At 62.3% G+C, this 15630-nt stretch carries 21 protein-coding genes; 19 read left to right on the top strand and 2 right to left on the bottom strand.

Going from position 1 to position 15630, the window contains the following annotated elements:
- Positions 1-154 precede the first annotated feature (154 nt).
- Positions 155-502, bottom strand: a complete 348-nt coding sequence (locus N0B31_RS21930) for a hypothetical protein (protein WP_260644194.1) — start codon at positions 500-502, stop codon at positions 155-157.
- A gap of 431 nt (positions 503-933) precedes the next feature.
- Here N0B31_RS21930 and N0B31_RS21925 point away from each other — a divergent pair, with 431 nt between their 5' ends.
- Complete coding sequence (locus N0B31_RS21925; RefSeq protein ID WP_260644193.1) at positions 934-1761, top strand: sensor histidine kinase; 828 nt, start codon at positions 934-936, stop codon at positions 1759-1761.
- A 218-nt stretch (positions 1762-1979) separates the two neighbouring features.
- On the opposite strand, the gene N0B31_RS21920 is transcribed toward N0B31_RS21925, so the two are convergent.
- Positions 1980-2108, bottom strand: coding sequence for a hypothetical protein (locus N0B31_RS21920; protein WP_260644192.1), 129 nt, complete (start codon positions 2106-2108; stop codon positions 1980-1982).
- Between the two features lie 12 nt (positions 2109-2120).
- Here N0B31_RS21920 and N0B31_RS21915 point away from each other — a divergent pair, with 12 nt between their 5' ends.
- From N0B31_RS21915 to N0B31_RS21830, 18 genes are all read left to right on the top strand, one after another.
- Positions 2121-4901 (top strand): VWA domain-containing protein, encoded by a 2781-nt coding sequence (locus N0B31_RS21915; protein ID WP_260644191.1) that lies wholly within the window; start codon positions 2121-2123, stop codon positions 4899-4901.
- A gap of 77 nt (positions 4902-4978) precedes the next feature.
- Complete coding sequence (locus N0B31_RS21910; protein WP_260644190.1) at positions 4979-5989, top strand: hypothetical protein; 1011 nt, start codon at positions 4979-4981, stop codon at positions 5987-5989.
- On the top strand, positions 5986-6921 hold the full coding sequence (locus N0B31_RS21905; RefSeq protein ID WP_260644189.1) for an N-6 DNA methylase: 936 nt from the start codon (positions 5986-5988) through the stop codon (positions 6919-6921). Before N0B31_RS21910 ends, N0B31_RS21905 begins: the two co-directional genes overlap by 4 nt.
- Before the next feature lie 7 nt (positions 6922-6928).
- A complete protein-coding gene (locus N0B31_RS21900; RefSeq protein WP_260644188.1) occupies positions 6929-7294 on the top strand; it encodes a zinc finger domain-containing protein in 366 nt (121 codons plus the stop codon).
- Between the two features lie 121 nt (positions 7295-7415).
- Entirely contained in the window at positions 7416-7781 is a 366-nt protein-coding gene (locus N0B31_RS21895) for a hypothetical protein (RefSeq protein ID WP_260644186.1), read from the top strand.
- A 2-nt stretch (positions 7782-7783) separates the two neighbouring features.
- The gene (locus N0B31_RS21890; protein ID WP_260644185.1) at positions 7784-8086 is read left to right on the top strand and encodes a hypothetical protein; all 303 of its coding nucleotides are present in this window, start codon (positions 7784-7786) and stop codon (positions 8084-8086) included.
- A gap of 2 nt (positions 8087-8088) precedes the next feature.
- Entirely contained in the window at positions 8089-8448 is a 360-nt protein-coding gene (locus tag N0B31_RS21885; protein WP_260644184.1) for a hypothetical protein, read from the top strand.
- Positions 8449-8699: 251 nt separating this feature from the next.
- Positions 8700-9026, top strand: a complete 327-nt coding sequence (locus N0B31_RS21880; RefSeq protein ID WP_260644183.1) for a hypothetical protein — start codon at positions 8700-8702, stop codon at positions 9024-9026.
- A complete protein-coding gene (locus tag N0B31_RS21875) occupies positions 9026-9214 on the top strand; it encodes a hypothetical protein (RefSeq protein WP_260644182.1) in 189 nt (62 codons plus the stop codon). Before N0B31_RS21880 ends, N0B31_RS21875 begins: the two co-directional genes overlap by 1 nt.
- 252 nt (positions 9215-9466) lie before the next feature.
- Positions 9467-9964: a hypothetical protein gene (locus N0B31_RS21870; protein ID WP_260644181.1), complete on the top strand. Its 498-nt coding sequence runs from the start codon at positions 9467-9469 to the stop codon at positions 9962-9964.
- A gap of 125 nt (positions 9965-10089) precedes the next feature.
- Positions 10090-10449, top strand: a complete 360-nt coding sequence (locus tag N0B31_RS21865) for a hypothetical protein (protein ID WP_260644180.1) — start codon at positions 10090-10092, stop codon at positions 10447-10449.
- A 66-nt stretch (positions 10450-10515) separates the two neighbouring features.
- Positions 10516-11448: a hypothetical protein gene (locus N0B31_RS21860; protein ID WP_260644179.1), complete on the top strand. Its 933-nt coding sequence runs from the start codon at positions 10516-10518 to the stop codon at positions 11446-11448.
- Between the two features lie 146 nt (positions 11449-11594).
- Positions 11595-12065 carry a hypothetical protein gene (locus N0B31_RS21855; protein WP_260644178.1) on the top strand — a complete coding sequence of 157 codons (471 nt, stop codon included), beginning with the start codon at positions 11595-11597 and terminating at the stop codon, positions 12063-12065.
- A gap of 56 nt (positions 12066-12121) precedes the next feature.
- Entirely contained in the window at positions 12122-12871 is a 750-nt protein-coding gene (locus tag N0B31_RS21850) for a hypothetical protein (protein ID WP_260644177.1), read from the top strand.
- Between the two features lie 90 nt (positions 12872-12961).
- On the top strand, positions 12962-13252 hold the full coding sequence (locus tag N0B31_RS21845; protein WP_260644176.1) for a hypothetical protein: 291 nt from the start codon (positions 12962-12964) through the stop codon (positions 13250-13252).
- Positions 13253-13424: 172 nt separating this feature from the next.
- Positions 13425-13889 carry a hypothetical protein gene (locus tag N0B31_RS21840; RefSeq protein ID WP_260644175.1) on the top strand — a complete coding sequence of 155 codons (465 nt, stop codon included), beginning with the start codon at positions 13425-13427 and terminating at the stop codon, positions 13887-13889.
- Positions 13889-14185, top strand: coding sequence for a hypothetical protein (locus tag N0B31_RS21835; RefSeq protein ID WP_260644174.1), 297 nt, complete (start codon positions 13889-13891; stop codon positions 14183-14185). Before N0B31_RS21840 ends, N0B31_RS21835 begins: the two co-directional genes overlap by 1 nt.
- Before the next feature lie 73 nt (positions 14186-14258).
- Positions 14259-15626, top strand: a complete 1368-nt coding sequence (locus N0B31_RS21830) for an XF1762 family protein (RefSeq protein WP_260644173.1) — start codon at positions 14259-14261, stop codon at positions 15624-15626.
- Positions 15627-15630: the final 4 nt, after the last annotated feature.

Genomic DNA, 15630 nt, shown 5'->3' with positions numbered 1-15630 from the left:
GCGTCCACAGAGCCTTGCTCGACTCACTGATCCACGTGCTGAACTCAGCCTCTGAGTGTTGCACGCGACTTCTGACAGCAGCCGGGTAGCTTTCTGCGACCGTGCTGAATACACAGCGCGAGTCGGCCAGAGCTTGTACGGGGCTATCTCTTGCTCAGCCATCGCCAATCTCGATAACGAACCGCTCCAGTGCCTGCGTTCTTGCTGTTGATGAATCGGCGCTGTTGGGCACATTCCAGACAGTCAACGTCCCAGCATACGAGCCGGGACGGGCTGTTTCAGACGCGGTGAGTGTGATGGTTGCAGTCATCGATTCAGAAGGGGATTCCCAGAACCAGTGTGGCGGATACGAGTCCGCGCCGGAAGTCGGCGGAGGGTCAGCGTCGAACTCGGTGACGGTGAGTGCGGTATCGTTCTCCAGACTGTAGGTGAGTTCCCCGACGTTCGTGGCTTGTATCGTGAGGATAATACTCTCGCCCGGTGCGAGCGTTCCATTTTCCACACTGAGGGTCGGCTCAGCGGGTGGGGAATCGGTTAGACCGGCACAGCCTGTGAGACTCACTACTACACAGACCGCGAGTACCCCGACTACCTCTGTACGCTCCATTTCGTCATTCTCTGGACTGCCGTCTCATAGGAGTGTGGTTGACCGATACAGAGGATGTATCGGTCACACCGCTACTGTCAGAAGATGAGTCGCTGGGTCAGCACGTGCTGAATAGAGGGCGCGAGTGTATCCTACGCAGGAGTGTCTCAGCCAGTCCTACAGGCGACGGTTTTATACATGGTGGCAACCTTATCAATTTGACGACAAGTGAGTTCGGTCCCGGTCGCACAGGGACCGCTTACCGGGGCACCAGCAGGCGATGTTGGTCCTCGTTTCTCTTCGCGTGGCGCCATGCGGGAACACACCCCAGTCAGCCCACGCATCCCATGCCCGACGTTACTATCATCCGCGTCACGGACGAGACACTCGAAGCACGCATCCGCGAGTTCATACGGGATACCCCCGAGGCGGTCACTATCGAGACGATATCTGTCGTTGACGACCCGTTTTCGGAGCCGGAAGATGACGGAACGGGTGGACTCGTTCTGTCGGCCAACGGCTCCGGTATCTCTCTCGGAGGTGACGCTGACGAACCATCCCAACAGAGCGAGCAAAGCCAGACGTTCGATGCGGATATCGCACACGACCTTCGGGGGCCACTCTCGGTGGCTGGTGGCTACATCGAACTGGCTCGCGAGACGGGGGACCTATCGCATCTCCACAGCGCTACCGAAGCCCTCAACCGAGCCAACCAATTGCTCGCCCATATTCAGGAACTGTCAAGAGAGGGGCGAATGGTCGCCGACCCAGAACCCGCCGACATAGCAGTACTGGCGAGAGCGGCGTGGCGTGCCGTCCCAACCGGCGACGTGACGCTGGAGGTCACATCAACACGGACACTCATGGCGGATAAGACCCGGCTCCAAGAACTGTTCGAGAACCTGTTTTGTAACGTGGTCGAGCACGCTGGCTCCGGTATTACGGTCAGGGTCGGCTCCACGGACGGTGGGTTCTACGTCGAAGACGACGGCGTTGGTATCTCGGAATCCGAGCGTGAGGCGGTATTCGAGACGGGGTACTCGGGCGGTGTCGGGACGGGGCAGGGGTTAGCCATCGTTGAGCGTATCGCGGAGGCACACGGCTGGCGTGTCGAGTTGCTGGAGGCCACAGACGGTGGAGCACGCTTCGAGTTCGCGAACGTCGAGATGGCCTGAGCCGGCAGAGAGTGGGTTGAGATGTAGCGGTTCACGGCTTACTGGCGTTGAGACGAGCGTTATCGACCTCGGGCGAGGAAACCACACTCAAAACCCCTTGCTGAATACACCCTCTGTATCTCGCAAGCGTGTCCTATCAGTTACTGAGGATTTCAACAGAGCCACGTCGGTTTGTGTGCCCCGCGTCAGCGAGGGCGTTCGTCCCCTACCATCCCATGTCACTCAGCCATCGTCACCGAGACCGAAATCACCAACAGGTCGTCGACGACCTCACGCCACAGGCCGCGACACGAGCCCGAATCTCTACCCAGCGGGCTGACCGCCTCCGCGAGTTCATCCTCGGTCATCTCCCCGATGATGTGACCGTCGACGTCGTCATCACCGCTGGCGTCCAGACCGCCGCCGTCCTGCCCGCCGACGTCGACGCCATCGTCTCCTCAGACGCCACCGCCATCGAACGTGCCCAGGCCGAGCAGTTCCTCGCCGGCGTCGATGCTGACTATCTCGTGCTCGTCACGGGAAACGAAGCCGACCTCACGCGAATCCCGCTCAACGATCAGCTCACTGCTGACCACGCTCACCAGTTCGGCCTCGCTTTCCACGAACTGCTACACATCCTCAAGACGGCGATCACTGCCATCGGTGAGCTGCTCGACACCGAAATCGACGCGCAGTATCACGAGCAGGTCCACGACCTCATCAACATCATCGAAGACGGCGCAATCGAGAGCGAGGCCATCCACGGCGAGAACTTCAGCGACAACGCTGGCATCCGCCTCGAACTCACCCGCCGACTCCACTCACAGACGCCCGACGACATCCCCGACGGACAGGAGGTTCGCTACTCGTTCTGGGACGCCGTCACCTCGTGTCTCTACGACGAAGCCATCTATCCAACCGGTATCACGGCTGTCCTCCTCAACGAGGCCGACGACAGAGTCCGCTTCAAAGGCGAGGCCGACCGCGACGCGTTCGAGGCCATCCACACCGAACTGAGCGCCCTCTCGCGTGACGCACTCGCGATTCGGAGTGCCGACAGCGACGACACGACCCACACCCACGACAAGACCGCCTCCGTCCGTCGCGCCCGTCGCGTCATTCAGACCTGGACCGACCATATCCAGCCCGTCCTCGAGGCCGACACTCGAAACCGCCAGCAGGCCCGAGACAACGAGCAAGCGGGGGGAGACGGCCAAGGGCAATCTCAGGAGCACGACGGCGACGAACAGAGACAACAGCAGGAACCTGGCGGAGACGCCACAGGCCGCTCCGAGTCGGCGTCCAATCCTGACGGTGGCGGGGAGATCTCCAGTGGAAACGGACAGCCTCAGAACGCCACACCGGACGCCTCAGCCACGCCCGGTGAGAACGCCGAGCCATCTCTGCCCGAAAACTTCGATCCAAACGAGGTCACGCTCTCACGAGAGGCGACTGACGACCCCCATCAGAACATCTTCGAGCAACCGCAAGTCACGGCTGACCCCCATCCCGACGACGTCGACGCCGAGCCCTCTAAGACGACCCCCGACAACGTGGATGGCACCAATAGCGCCACCGACGCTGGCGGTGCGGCTGGAGCACCCTCTCCCGGAACCAGTGACAGTGGGAGCGACGCCAGCGGTGATGGCGACCAGAGACTTGACAGTGACACCAGCGATCCCTCAAGCATCGATTCTACACCTGAATCTCCGACTCGGGCACAGGTGATTGCTCAAGCCACCAGGCGGGCTCGAGAACGCGAGAAAGCGGGAGCCGCTAACGAAACGAAAACAGAAACAGACCCCCGTGCTGGAGACGAGCCAAGAGTGCAACCGAATCCCGCTGACTCATCTGGAGCAGATGACTCGGCGTGGAGCGACCGTTCTCGAGAACAGCGTAACCAGCTCACGCTCGGCAACTTCGAGGACGAACATCAACCTCGTACCGAGGACGACATCGAAGAGTCGCCGTCGTCCAGCGAGCGTGAGAGTGCGAGTGGTGGTGAGGGTGAAAGCGAGAGTGGCTCCCCCGGCGTCGATGTCGAGGGCGGTGAGGAGACTGGAGACACGGGTGGTACAGAGAACACAGGTTCTACGAGTTCTACGGGTAGCGTGGCCGACCAGACGCAGGACCTCCCCGCCGGGCCAGCCCACGCACAGAGTTCTTCACGGTCACAGCGCGACGAGCAGGCAGCGTACGAAGACGCCCTCGCCGGCGACGAGCGTGCAGCCCGCACCGAAGCCGACCGCGAACAAGTCGACGAACGGGCACTCGAAGACGAACTCGACGCGCTCGCTGACCACCTCGACCGTCAACGCCGCCAGCAGACACCGGATACCGAACGTGAGGAGAACAGCGGACAGCGTGGAGGGGTAGGATACTCTCCGGAGAGCCTCACCGACCTCGAAATCCTGCCTGTGGCTGACGATCTTGTCCCACCCCATGCGTGGGCTGCCATCGAAGACGGCGCTGGCCGCGTTGCGGACACGCTCGAAATGTATCTCCGACTCGATCGCCGCAAGAGCACGCGACGCGGACTCTCTGCCGGAGCCTACGACACTCGCGCCGGCCACCGCCTCGCCATCGGTGACTCCCGGGTCTGCAAGAGCCGGACGATAGGCAACGAGAAACAGTATGCCCTCGTCCTCATCCTCGACCGCTCGGGGTCGATGCGAGGCGGGTCACCCGCGAAGATAGAGGTGGCAACCCAGGCTCTCACTCGGTTTGCCCTCGCCGCTGAGACTCTCGGTATTCGTGTCGCGATTATCGACTTCATCCACGGCAACGCCCGCCTCGTCAAGCCGTTCAGCATCGAGACGCGACACGTCCAGTCATCCCTTCTCGATACCTCTTGTGGTGGAGGAACGCCACTCGCCGATGCGATTGCCCTCGCGAACGACCTCGTCGAATCCCAGCAGGATGAACCGCTCATTATCAGCGTCGGTGACGATCAGACCTCAGCTGACGCCGTGAAAGACGTCATCCGCCGGGCGTACGCTCCCGTTTGTTCGCTCACCATCGCGACTGACACCGACCCCGGCACGCTCTCAGGTTCGGCCTCAGAACTCGCGGCCTACTACGAGCGCCAGGAAACAGTCTATTCGCCTGAGCGTCTCGACGACAGACTCGACCAGTTCGCCAGTCTCCTCGCCGGTCTCTGAGAGTCACTCCTAGCCAATTTGTCGCCCCCGAAACGGTAGCGGGGCGTCCCTCCGACGCCCGCACCAGTCACCGAATTATGTCCTGTCGAACACTCTATACAGCCGACGGCAACGTGCCCAGTCTCGTCCTCCCGCCGGGGGCGCTCGCCCACACCGACCGAGAATACGAGTACGACGTCGAACGCGACCCGGCCAACGTCGAACCAATCGAACACCAAATCCGCCTCGACTTCATCCGCGGTGGCCCCGTCCGCCGCGACCAACTTCTCGGCAGCTACAACCCGTGGAAGTACGACCCGACAGATCCCGCCACCCTCCCCTGGCAGGGCGTCAAGCAGAAACCACTCGGCCTCGCCTATGCCGAAACCTCCTGTGCCGCTCGCATCCACGAGGAGAAACGATTCTACGACCACGTCGACGATGACGCCACCCTCGCGGATGCACCGGCGTTCCTCGCAGCACGACTCCGAATCGCTCGCGAACAACCCAACCCAGAACAGGCTCTCGAGGAGGAACGCCAGCGCCGGGAAAAATGGTATCGCGAACTCATCCCCGGGCCCAACCTCAGTCAGGTCCTCAAGGACTCGTCGTACGGCTCACTCATCGAGACGTGTATCGGGTCCACACCCGACGCCGACCGCCTCCTCGAACCTAACGCCTTCGTCGGGATAGTCCTCGTCGACGACGACACCGACCCCGACACCTTCGCTCGAGACCGCACCCTCGATTCCACGTACGTCCTTCGAGAATCCGCGCTCTCGCATACCCAGACCGATGACCCCGTCCGACTCGCTGACTACGGCATCGACCTCCCCGCCCCTCTCCTGGTCGGCGAATACCAGAGCGGCAGTCAGTACCCGCTCATCCCGTGGGGAGATGCCCTGACCTGTGCGTGTCCGTACAAGCAGTCCGCACCGTGGCGCGTGATGTGCAAACACGAACTGCTCGCGAGCGTCGTCTGCGGTGGCCGCGACTCGATCTTCCTCCCCGTTTCCCGGGGCATCGACGTCCCGCACCGAGCGCGGCGCTTCGTCAGCCCCGAAATCGCGGTCTCACACCAATCCCGAGCGGAGGGCTATCACCGATGACGACGCTGCTCGAACGCGAACATCGGAAACTCGTCACCGACCCACTCGACGCCATCAGCCAGCAGACCGGCGATTCGCCGTATCAGGTGTTCTCGGATTGGATCGACCTCGCCCTCGCCAGTTTCAGCGGCGACGAAGACACGTATCAAAAACCGCTCGCCCGGTATGCGAACGACGGTCGCGATGAAGACACCGTCCGAGAGCTCGCAACTCAGCACGCAAACGCCCTCGGGGGACTCGTCCTCGCGATGGAACAGACCAACGAAGACGTTCTCGGCGGCGTGTACGAACACTACGGCCTGACGAGCAGTCACTTCGCCCAGTACTTCACGCCGGGGGCGGTGAGCCGCGCGATGGCAGCGATGAACCTCCCCGATGGTGAGGACCTCCGCGACGCCACCCCCGAAGACCCGCTCGTCATCGGAGACGTCTCCGGCTGTGGAAGTGGCCGACTCATCGTCGATACCGCGAACCACCTCCGCGAAATCGCTCCGGAGGCCCTCGCCGTCTTCCTGGGCTACGACAAAGACTCGATCTGCGCGAAAATGGCGGTTCTGAACTTCGTCCTCAACGACCTCACCGGGTACGTCTTGCTCGGTGATGCCTTGAAACTCGAGGCTCACCGCGTCTGGTTCGTCAGCGTCGCCCAACTCGCCCGTGGCGACCACCCAGTGAAAGCCCTCGATGCCGACGGGCGTGATCGTGTGTTGGCTCGCTTCTTCGGTGTGCCACTCGACGACGGCGCGACCAAACCGTCGGTAGACGACGCCATGGACGACGTCGATAACGAGGCCGACGCTGAACACGGAGGTGAAGACGGCGAGCGCGTCACCGAACCGCCCACGGCACACACGACAGGAGTTGAGTCTGCCCTCGATGTCGCCCTCGACGATGAGAACACCGCGCAGGTCGGCTTCGACGAGTTCGCGTGACACCCCGATGACCGTCTCCTGTAATCGGAAGAAGTGCGACCGAACCTGGCCTCGCGATCCCGTCCTCGAAATCCGGTGTCCCACGTGTGGAGCCGACATAGGGACGAAGTGCAAGCGCCCCTCCGGACACGGCGGGAACTTCGTCCACCCACACGCCGCTCGCGACCGGCTCGCCGTCGCTGACGGACACTACGGCGACTGCCCGCTGGGAATCTGCGCCGAATCGCTCGCGCAAATGCCCAGCAAAGGGGCAACCAGGGGCTCGAAGAGCAGCAACACCACGCTCGAAGCCGGGTGTGAGAGCCAAAGTGAGAACGAGCGTGAAGGCAAGACTGCAGACTCGACCAGCCAGCTCACGTTCGGGGAACTGTGACCAGCAGACAGTTCGGCTCGTCCTACGCAACGATTGGGCCGTCGGATGAGTTCACTTTGTTGCGTAGGACACGCATTCCCGCGTCTGTTTGTCTCCCCCGAGTCGGTGAGGGACTCGAAACATGACCTTCGATATCGAGACGGACGCGCCCGAGCGTGTCCGCTACGAAGCCGAACAGCTCCACGAACTCGCCGTCAACCACTTCGGATACGACACGGAACACGTCCTGTTCACCGCCCACGCCGACGGCACGATCTCCGGCCGTATCGCACTCTACGTCGCCGGCGACTACCACGACTACGAACACGACGACAGAGACGACAGAGACGACACCGATGCCAACGACGAGATAGAACAGGCCTCGATGAACGCTCGGGACGACACCTTCCACGACCAGGACTGTGACCCGGACCCACCGAGCGTCGGCGCAACCGTTCCCCGTCCGTCGGCCGACGCGACCACTGATACCGCCGAGGCCGGAGCCTGACGATGGGTGTCCTCGAGGACCACCCGGACGCCACGCACGTCCGCGTCACGTTCCACCCGCAAATTTGGCACCACGGCCGGGCCGTCACCAGCGACGACACCGAAACATATCTTGTTCCCATCGAGCACGCGCTCACTCCCGACGGTGAGCTCGTCGCCGACGATACGGGCGGCTCAGACCAACTCGCTCGCGTCGACGACGCCCCCGATATCGCACGGAACTGGTCAGGCCCCTTCTACGTGACTGTCGACGAACTCGTCGATGAGATCGAGGTCGAGACCGGAAACGAGCACCCACCAAGGTAACTGTGCCGCCCCACGACACCCTCCGCTGGGAAGACATCGACATCAACGAGATCGACTACGACGCCCTCGATGAGAACCCGACCGGCCACGAACGAACACTGCGCTCGCTCCGTTCGCAAATCGACTCCACCGAGGCGATTCTAAGGCGCTATCTTCGCGAACTCGGCGTCTCAACCGGCGGCGACCTCGCCCACGTCTCAATCCCGACGCACGTACAGTATCGCGATCCGTTCGCGTTCGACCGCGCACGCCGGGCTCGCACCGCCCAATCGAATCTTCGGAGTCAACGCCAACGCTTCTGCCAAGTCTATCGCGAGCATCGACGCCGAAAACACGACGTCGAAAACACTGAAACCGCGTAACAAACCCTCGGGCGTACATATACAGCACATTTACAACTCGAAACAGGGGTGTGTTACAACACGAAAAAGGGGGGTCAGGAGCTAGTTACAACTCGAAATAGGGGTGTGTGCGGTAGGCTGTATCCCTCCCCAGTCGGCTTCCTACGCAACAGAGTGGATTCGCTTACACTCCAGTTGTTGCGTAGGAGTGAATCGACGCCTCGGTTTGTCTCCTCCGCGAGCGGTAGAGCGGCCCAAGCCGCTACGAACCTATGAACGACTACGAAGCAATCCTCACGACACGCATGGTCGGCCGCGACCTCGCAATCGCAGACGCAACGACAGAACTCCTCACCGTCATCCCTGGCGCCCACATCTGGCGCGTCGACGTGTACGGCGACGTCGAGAGTGCTGAGAGCACCGAGTCCAATCCGACCACGCTCGGTATCGGCCTCACCTTCGAGACCGCGACTGACCTCGAGCTCGACAGCAACCCCGATGAACGTCTCGAAGACTGGGAAGCGCTCGAATCCATCGAATCCATCCCCGTCACGTACGGGAATGAGCCGGTCGCTCACTCAAAGGCGGGTGGCTACTAATGCCGACGTATATCCTCGCCATCGACGACTTGTTTCGGGTCGACGCGCCGACGGAAGCAGCCGCCGAACGAGTCCTCCTCGAGCGCCTCGGGACAGACCCCTACGTCGCCTGCGACGTCATCGTGGTCGATGTCGAAGACGACGCTGACACGACCGGCCCCACTCCACAGAGCCAGACGCATGACTGACCGCTGGATCGACGTCCACTCCGTCACGTGTCCTCTCTGTGGTGAGCTTGCCGATGAGCGGGAGACACTCTCTTGGGACGCATTCGATGAGCCCGCACCCGGAGCATCCTCTACGATGCTCGAGACCGCGCACGCACTTGTTGCAACCGCCGGTAGTGGAGAAGCACACTCTTCCTGTTTCGAGTTTGCCGAACGCAACGGCGTCCCGGCCGCCCTCGAGGAACTCCGGAGTGATTCGCTATGACTCAGCCAATGACGCGACCGCCCTCTCACGAACTGAACCCACGTAGCATCGTTCACAGCCTCGTCGACGACACCCTCGACCGGCTCGATGAGCAGGGAACCTCACTCGGAGCCGCCGACAGCGATCAACTGTTCGAGGCCCGAGCCGACGCTATCGACGACCTCCTCCACACCGACCGCGATCCCTTCGGTGAGGACCTCGTCGCAATTGCCCACACGCTTCAGGTACTCAGCGCAGAATACGGCCTTCGGGATATCCAAGAACCTGCCCAGTTCCCCGACTGTGCCACCACGCTCGTCGAAACCTTCCGCGCCGGCGTCCTTTGGCATCACCTCGAGGCCGCCGTCGCCGCTGAGCTCTCCGGCGAGGCGCGTGGCCGAGAGATGCACAGCGCCCGAACCGATGCCCGCTGGCACCTCGGAGAGGCCATCGACGCCCTCCAAGACGCCGGCGAAGACGACACCGTCAGCGCCGTCGAAGAACTCCTCGCACAGGTCCCCGCCTGACGAGACCGAGACACCAGACAACCCACTACGCCACCGATTGACCTAGTGAGGACGCCACAACCACCACATTTAATGTGGAAATGTGGACTGCGCGAAGTTATGTTTGAACTAAGCCTAACATAGGTGTGAATATCCCCTCCACGTACCCGACACTCAGCTTGGAATTTGAGGTGTCTGTCGACTCATTTGATATGATTACGATCATGGATGGCCCGGGTGTGAAGGGGCTCGAGAGGTATTTTCTCGGGTACTTCAACGAAGACCTCCGTGACGCTGACGGGACCTTTCTAGCACGCCCCGTCGGGCATCACGAACTTCCCCATCCGATGACGCTCCCAGAAATCGAGGAGTGGGCGCTCAAATACCTCAGCGTTCCTGAGGAGGCCCTCTCAGAATGTGAAGAACGAGAGCTCCGCACCAACCGAAGCGAGCGGCCAGACCAACCCGGCCAAGAGAACACCGAGGACAGCACCGGAGCGATCTAACCAGTAATTGCCTGCCAGGACCCGCCGCCGTGCCTCAGCATCAATAAATCAAAGGAATTCCCTCCCATGACTGACCCGACCACCACCAGCAACGAACCACCGACCGACCACACCAGGACGCCAGCGACCGCATCGACAGGCGATGTAGATTCAGCTCCGGCTGGAGATCACCAGCGACCTCGAACGCTGAGAAGGAACTTGACCCGCCGAAGCGCCCTCGCCGGGGTTGGCCTCCTCGCAGCAAGCAGTCTCTCCGGCTGTCTCGGACTCCTCGGCGCAGAACCCGTCGCCGCAGACCAACCGAGGACCACCCCCGGAACCGCAACTCCCACGCCAAGCACTGGCCCGGGAGCGGGAGGCAGTGACGGCGACGATTACCACGACCCCGATGGACCATCGACACCCGACGCCGACCAGACGTCGACGCCCGAGGCACCGACGTCGCTTGTCGGCCCCGGCGTCCTTCCCGCCGATGTCGAACCAGAAGAGGGACGCAGTGGCTCCGAGCAGTGGCAAAAGCCCGACTACCGCGCCTGGGTGGGGCCCCTAACCGCCGCGAATCACGGCCTCCAAGACGTCACCATCACGAATACACCCCACGCCAACCGGAAAAACAGTCCGCTACTCGCGCGCCTCAATCTTGACTACCTCGACGAGCCCGTCATCGAATCCGACGGGACGTTCACTATCACGGGTGCGCTACACTACACCCACGCCTGCGGCTACTACGGTATCAACTATCTCGATGTGGTCGACGGCGAAGCCATCATCGCCCTCGCGTACACCATCGACGAGACCACCTGTACCCCTGAACACCCCGGACGTCTCGGCGCACGATACGGGCCCATCACCATCACCGGGAAACTCGATCCGAGCATGGACGCCGACCACCTCATCGTTACCTTCCTCAGCGGCGTCCACGACTACAAACTCGAAGAATCAGGTGGCGACTGGGGCGGTCCGTGGCGTTCCGTCGCAAACTGGCACTTCCACATATAGCCGACCACGCATCGAGGGGCGCGGTTGCCCCTCGCACCCTGTTTGTGCCCCCCGTCGAAAGCGCGGGATCAGTCACCGACGGCAATTCCCTCCCGTTCTGTCTCGCCCCGGTGATACGACCACCACCCACGAACTCGACCGATACCATGAGCTCCGATACAGCCAGTTCCAGCCCGCAGAACCGCTCGTTCACCGTCCATCACCAATCCGTCTTCGTCATCGGCGCCGACGCTGACAGCGACGGTGATACCGACCACACGGCCGATACGAAGACCAAGACTGTCGACGAACACGGACTGCTCGCGTTCAACGATGAACCGTTCGAGACCACGCTCTTCCATCACGGCGTCGACGTCGATACCCGCCAGCGAACCTCGCGAATCGAGACCGGCGGGAGCGACGAGTTCATCGACGACCGGCCGCTCTCGGCCATCCGCTCGAGACGAGCCACCACCGACCCCCTCGAGGCCGCCCCCGGTCAGCAGGGCACGCTGTTCGCCGATACCGCACTCGACCAGCGAACTCTCAACGGTGAGCAAGCCAACGCCCGCTTTCTGTTCGAGGTCCGGCAGCGCCGACAACACGGACACGAGGACTCCCCGGACGACGAAGCCTGACCGCCAATCTGGCTTAAGTACGACAGCGGTGTATAAAGGGTGAGATACACCCTCCTATGACCACCGACGACCGCGACTACTACAGCCCCGAGGATTTCGGCGACACCTACTACGAGAACGAACACTACGGGCCCGGAACTCCCGATGCCGACTCGGACCCGAATAACACCGAGATTGAATGTAGCGAGTGCGACCGGCCCATAACCGCAGGCGACGACCTCTGTGCAGACTGCGAACACGAACTCGAGGAAGCCAACGCCCACCCCGACGCCTACGCGCCCGTTTTCGACGAGATCGCCGTCGGCTACGAACCCACCGTCGACAACATTGCGTTCGCCGTCGTCCCCGCCTGCTCGCACTATGAGGCCATCATCAAGGCCACTCACGCGTTCCACGACCGCCAGACCATCCCCGATCTCCCGACCGGCTTCGACGGCCGGACGTTCATCCTCATCCACGAAGCTCCAGAGTCCGACATCCGACCGTTCACCGTCGGATGGGGCGCGCTCCCCGATGCCGTGCCTGTGGCCAGCGAAGACGGCCTTCGCCTGTTGAAAAAAGCGCGGAGACGGACGGACTGGCTCGACGACCCACTCGGGGACCGCCCAGCCGAACCGTGGTTCTATCTCTACGACGAAGCTGGCGTCCCAGTCACATCGGCTGGCGACTTTGTCGACCTCCTCGACGGGTATCACGTCCCCGACAGTCCAGAGGAGTACACGCCACCCCAATACGGGAGCGCAGAACCAGAACTCTGGATTGTACCCGGCTTCGCCTACACGATCACGCCGGTCGTGACGTCCTGAAGCACGTCTACGATTCCACGTTGCCCGTTCCCGGCCGCGAAGTCACCGCCAGTTTGTGGCTCCCCGTAGCCGGTGGAGGACAACCACGAGATGACACACAGCGACAGCATCGGACATACGAATACGAACCAACACGAAAGTGGCTTCCTCGCCTGCCCCGAGTGCGGCGGCGAGCGCTTCTCTTGGGTAATCCACCAGGTCCAATTCGGCGGTGTGCATCGCTTCGAGAACGGCCACGTGGACGTCGAGGCCAGCAAAGACGGCCCCATCACGGGGTCAGACATCGGCGAGAACGGCGTCTTCTGCGTCGAGTGTGGCGAAGACCGCACCTACGACGACCTTGTGCTTGCGGACCGCGTCGCCACCACGGGGGAGCGATGATGCCTGAGTGTCTCGACTGCGGGCAGTCAGTCGCATTCAACCACGAAGTCGAAGGAACCGAAACCCGAATCTACGACGGGGAAGGCTACTTGGACAGCGTAGAGCACCAACAACTCGAGACGCGAGCTTGCTGGTGTGACGAGTGTGGAAGCCACAACGTGGAGTTCCACTGATGACCCGCCCCAGCCACGTCTTCGACGACGAGGAACCCATTTACGCGCAACTCCACCCGGGAATGGTCTTCGTCACCAGAGACGGGGGCCACATCTTCCGCGTCATCCGCGTCGATGAACCCGCCGATGAAATCAGACTCACCGACCAGTCAACGGGTGACCACGAGATTCGCTCCGGCGACGAGATGTGGGCCTTCTGGGACCACGAAGCGTTCGCCGTCCCGCCAGCGGTCCTCAACAACCCCGAACAAGTCGTCACCGAATACGCCTGGTTCCACCTCAGCCGTGATCTCGAAACGATAGGCCGTAGCCACGAACATCACATGGCCGGGAGCGAACGCGTCTCCGACATCGAATTCGCACTCTGGGCCACCTGCGAAGCACGCCGCGACAACTGGCCGCCCGACGACGCCGCCGGACTCTTCGTCGGCTCCAATCCCGAAGATACCGAGGAGGCCCATTAATGGGAGCACACACGTTCTACACCCGTTCGAGCGGAGAAGACGCAAAAAGTGCCTTCCAGAACGCTGTCGAGGACGCGCAATACCGCCACGGACACGCCGGCTACACCGGCACAATAGCAGAGAAAACGTCGTTCACCGAGATACCGGCCGACGAAGTCGGCGATACCGACCCCCACGAATACGCCAGCCAGCTCATCCGTGACCAGGACCCACGTATCGACAGCAAATGGGGACCCGCCGGCTGTATTCACCTCAGCGACAACATGTACCTCTTCTTCGGCTGGGCGAGCGCCTGACGCCCCCGGTCCGCGAACAACACACCTCACCACCCGACCTGGAACTGTGTATCTCCCTCACCCCGAGTCCAGAGTGATACGACCGCTTCGCCCCGGCGATATCGTCGCCTTTCCCTACCTCGATGCCGTCGGTCGCTACGTCGGCGACGACGCCACTCCGATTATCGAGTGGTACGTCCCACCAGGAGGCCCACTCTGTCTTGGACATCCTTCTGCTCTCACCACTGCCGACGTCGACGAGATCGAAACGATGGTCGACTCCGGTGAAGTCGTCATCGTCGCGACCGGCTTCGACTCCTTGGCTTCCTATCACGCCCATCGGACCTATCGCGATTGCGACCCCCGACTCGTCGCGCCCGGCGGAGCACCCACTACCAACCACCTCGAACTCCGCGCCGAACGTGGACGCGGGGCTCGCGAACGGGTCAACGGCTTCCTCAAACATCCGACCGTCCAATACCAGCACGACCCCGTCACCAAGCCGTTCCGAATCGCGCTCACCGCAGTCTACGAGGGGCGAGACGTTGCAATGGCCGTCCTCGGCCGTCCCAATGGACGACACAACGCCGATGGACAGACCCTCGAACTGTACCGCTTTGCCGCCCATCCCGACCGGCCCGCGAACACCGGGTCGTGGCTCCTCTCGCGGTGTTGCCGGTGTGCCACGCTCGAAGGCTACGACCGTCTCCTCACCTACGCAGGCGTCCAAAACGATAACGATGGGACGATGTACCGAGCCGCCGGATTCACACACCTCGATACCACCACCGCAGACCTGCGCGAGTGGCAGTCTCGCAGCGGGCGCGTCGGTGGAGGAACCTACCGGAGACGTCGCTACAGACGTTGCCTCTCCAAACACTCACTCGAAGCCCGGCGGCCCGCCGGTCGTGTCGACGCCGAACAGTCCCACCTTACCGACCGGGGCACAGCACACGGTGGGGCGGATACCTCACTGCAGGACATCCCACAGGGCGACCTGATCCAAACCCGAGAAGACACGCTCGGCCGTCGAGGAGGCAGTCTCTCACCGGACACACAGGCGCTCTTCGAGAAATATAGCCTAGGCGTGGACGAGACCATTGGAGACACCACCCCTGCCCCACTCGTCGCCTGCTTTGGGTATCGAACCCCCGAGGACGCCCTGGTAGCCGCGCTCGCCGTCCGTGACCACTCCGGAGAGCCGAACCCTCGCAACAACTCGGCGGCCGTCACGCTGGCATCTGTGGCCGTACAAACGCCGCTGCTCGCCTACCCTGTGAACACACTTCGTGCGCTCATCGCCGACGCCGTCGAGTGGGCATCCCTCCACGGATACGCCACCGTCGAAACCCACCTCGAGAATCCCATCGCAGTCAACGCCCTCAACGGCCTCACCACGCTCGTCGAGGCCGGGGCAGACTCGGCCAAGCCAATCGAAATCGCGTCACCGACAACGTCCTAGTCGG

This window comes from Salinirubellus salinus (assembly GCF_025231485.1).
Classification (GTDB): domain Archaea; phylum Halobacteriota; class Halobacteria; order Halobacteriales; family Haloarculaceae; genus Salinirubellus; species Salinirubellus salinus.
Note: the sequence above shows the minus strand (reverse complement) of the source record. Positions and strands in the feature narration are given on the sequence as shown.

Coding starts and splice junctions, on each gene's coding strand:
- N0B31_RS21880 (WP_260644183.1), top strand. CDS start 8,700: ATGAACGACTACGAAGCAATCCTCACGACACGCATGGTCGGCCGCGAC.
- N0B31_RS21910 (WP_260644190.1), top strand. CDS start 4,979: ATGTCCTGTCGAACACTCTATACAGCCGACGGCAACGTGCCCAGTCTC.
- N0B31_RS21890 (WP_260644185.1), top strand. CDS start 7,784: ATGGGTGTCCTCGAGGACCACCCGGACGCCACGCACGTCCGCGTCACG.
- N0B31_RS21895 (WP_260644186.1), top strand. CDS start 7,416: ATGACCTTCGATATCGAGACGGACGCGCCCGAGCGTGTCCGCTACGAA.
- N0B31_RS21855 (WP_260644178.1), top strand. CDS start 11,595: ATGAGCTCCGATACAGCCAGTTCCAGCCCGCAGAACCGCTCGTTCACC.
- N0B31_RS21925 (WP_260644193.1), top strand. CDS start 934: ATGCCCGACGTTACTATCATCCGCGTCACGGACGAGACACTCGAAGCA.
- N0B31_RS21850 (WP_260644177.1), top strand. CDS start 12,122: ATGACCACCGACGACCGCGACTACTACAGCCCCGAGGATTTCGGCGAC.
- N0B31_RS21840 (WP_260644175.1), top strand. CDS start 13,425: ATGACCCGCCCCAGCCACGTCTTCGACGACGAGGAACCCATTTACGCG.
- N0B31_RS21875 (WP_260644182.1), top strand. CDS start 9,026: ATGCCGACGTATATCCTCGCCATCGACGACTTGTTTCGGGTCGACGCG.
- N0B31_RS21900 (WP_260644188.1), top strand. CDS start 6,929: ATGACCGTCTCCTGTAATCGGAAGAAGTGCGACCGAACCTGGCCTCGC.
- N0B31_RS21845 (WP_260644176.1), top strand. CDS start 12,962: ATGACACACAGCGACAGCATCGGACATACGAATACGAACCAACACGAA.
- N0B31_RS21860 (WP_260644179.1), top strand. CDS start 10,516: ATGACTGACCCGACCACCACCAGCAACGAACCACCGACCGACCACACC.
- N0B31_RS21835 (WP_260644174.1), top strand. CDS start 13,889: ATGGGAGCACACACGTTCTACACCCGTTCGAGCGGAGAAGACGCAAAA.
- N0B31_RS21920 (WP_260644192.1), bottom strand. CDS start 2,108: ATGACCGAGGATGAACTCGCGGAGGCGGTCAGCCCGCTGGGTAGAGAT.
- N0B31_RS21870 (WP_260644181.1), top strand. CDS start 9,467: ATGACGCGACCGCCCTCTCACGAACTGAACCCACGTAGCATCGTTCAC.
- N0B31_RS21905 (WP_260644189.1), top strand. CDS start 5,986: ATGACGACGCTGCTCGAACGCGAACATCGGAAACTCGTCACCGACCCA.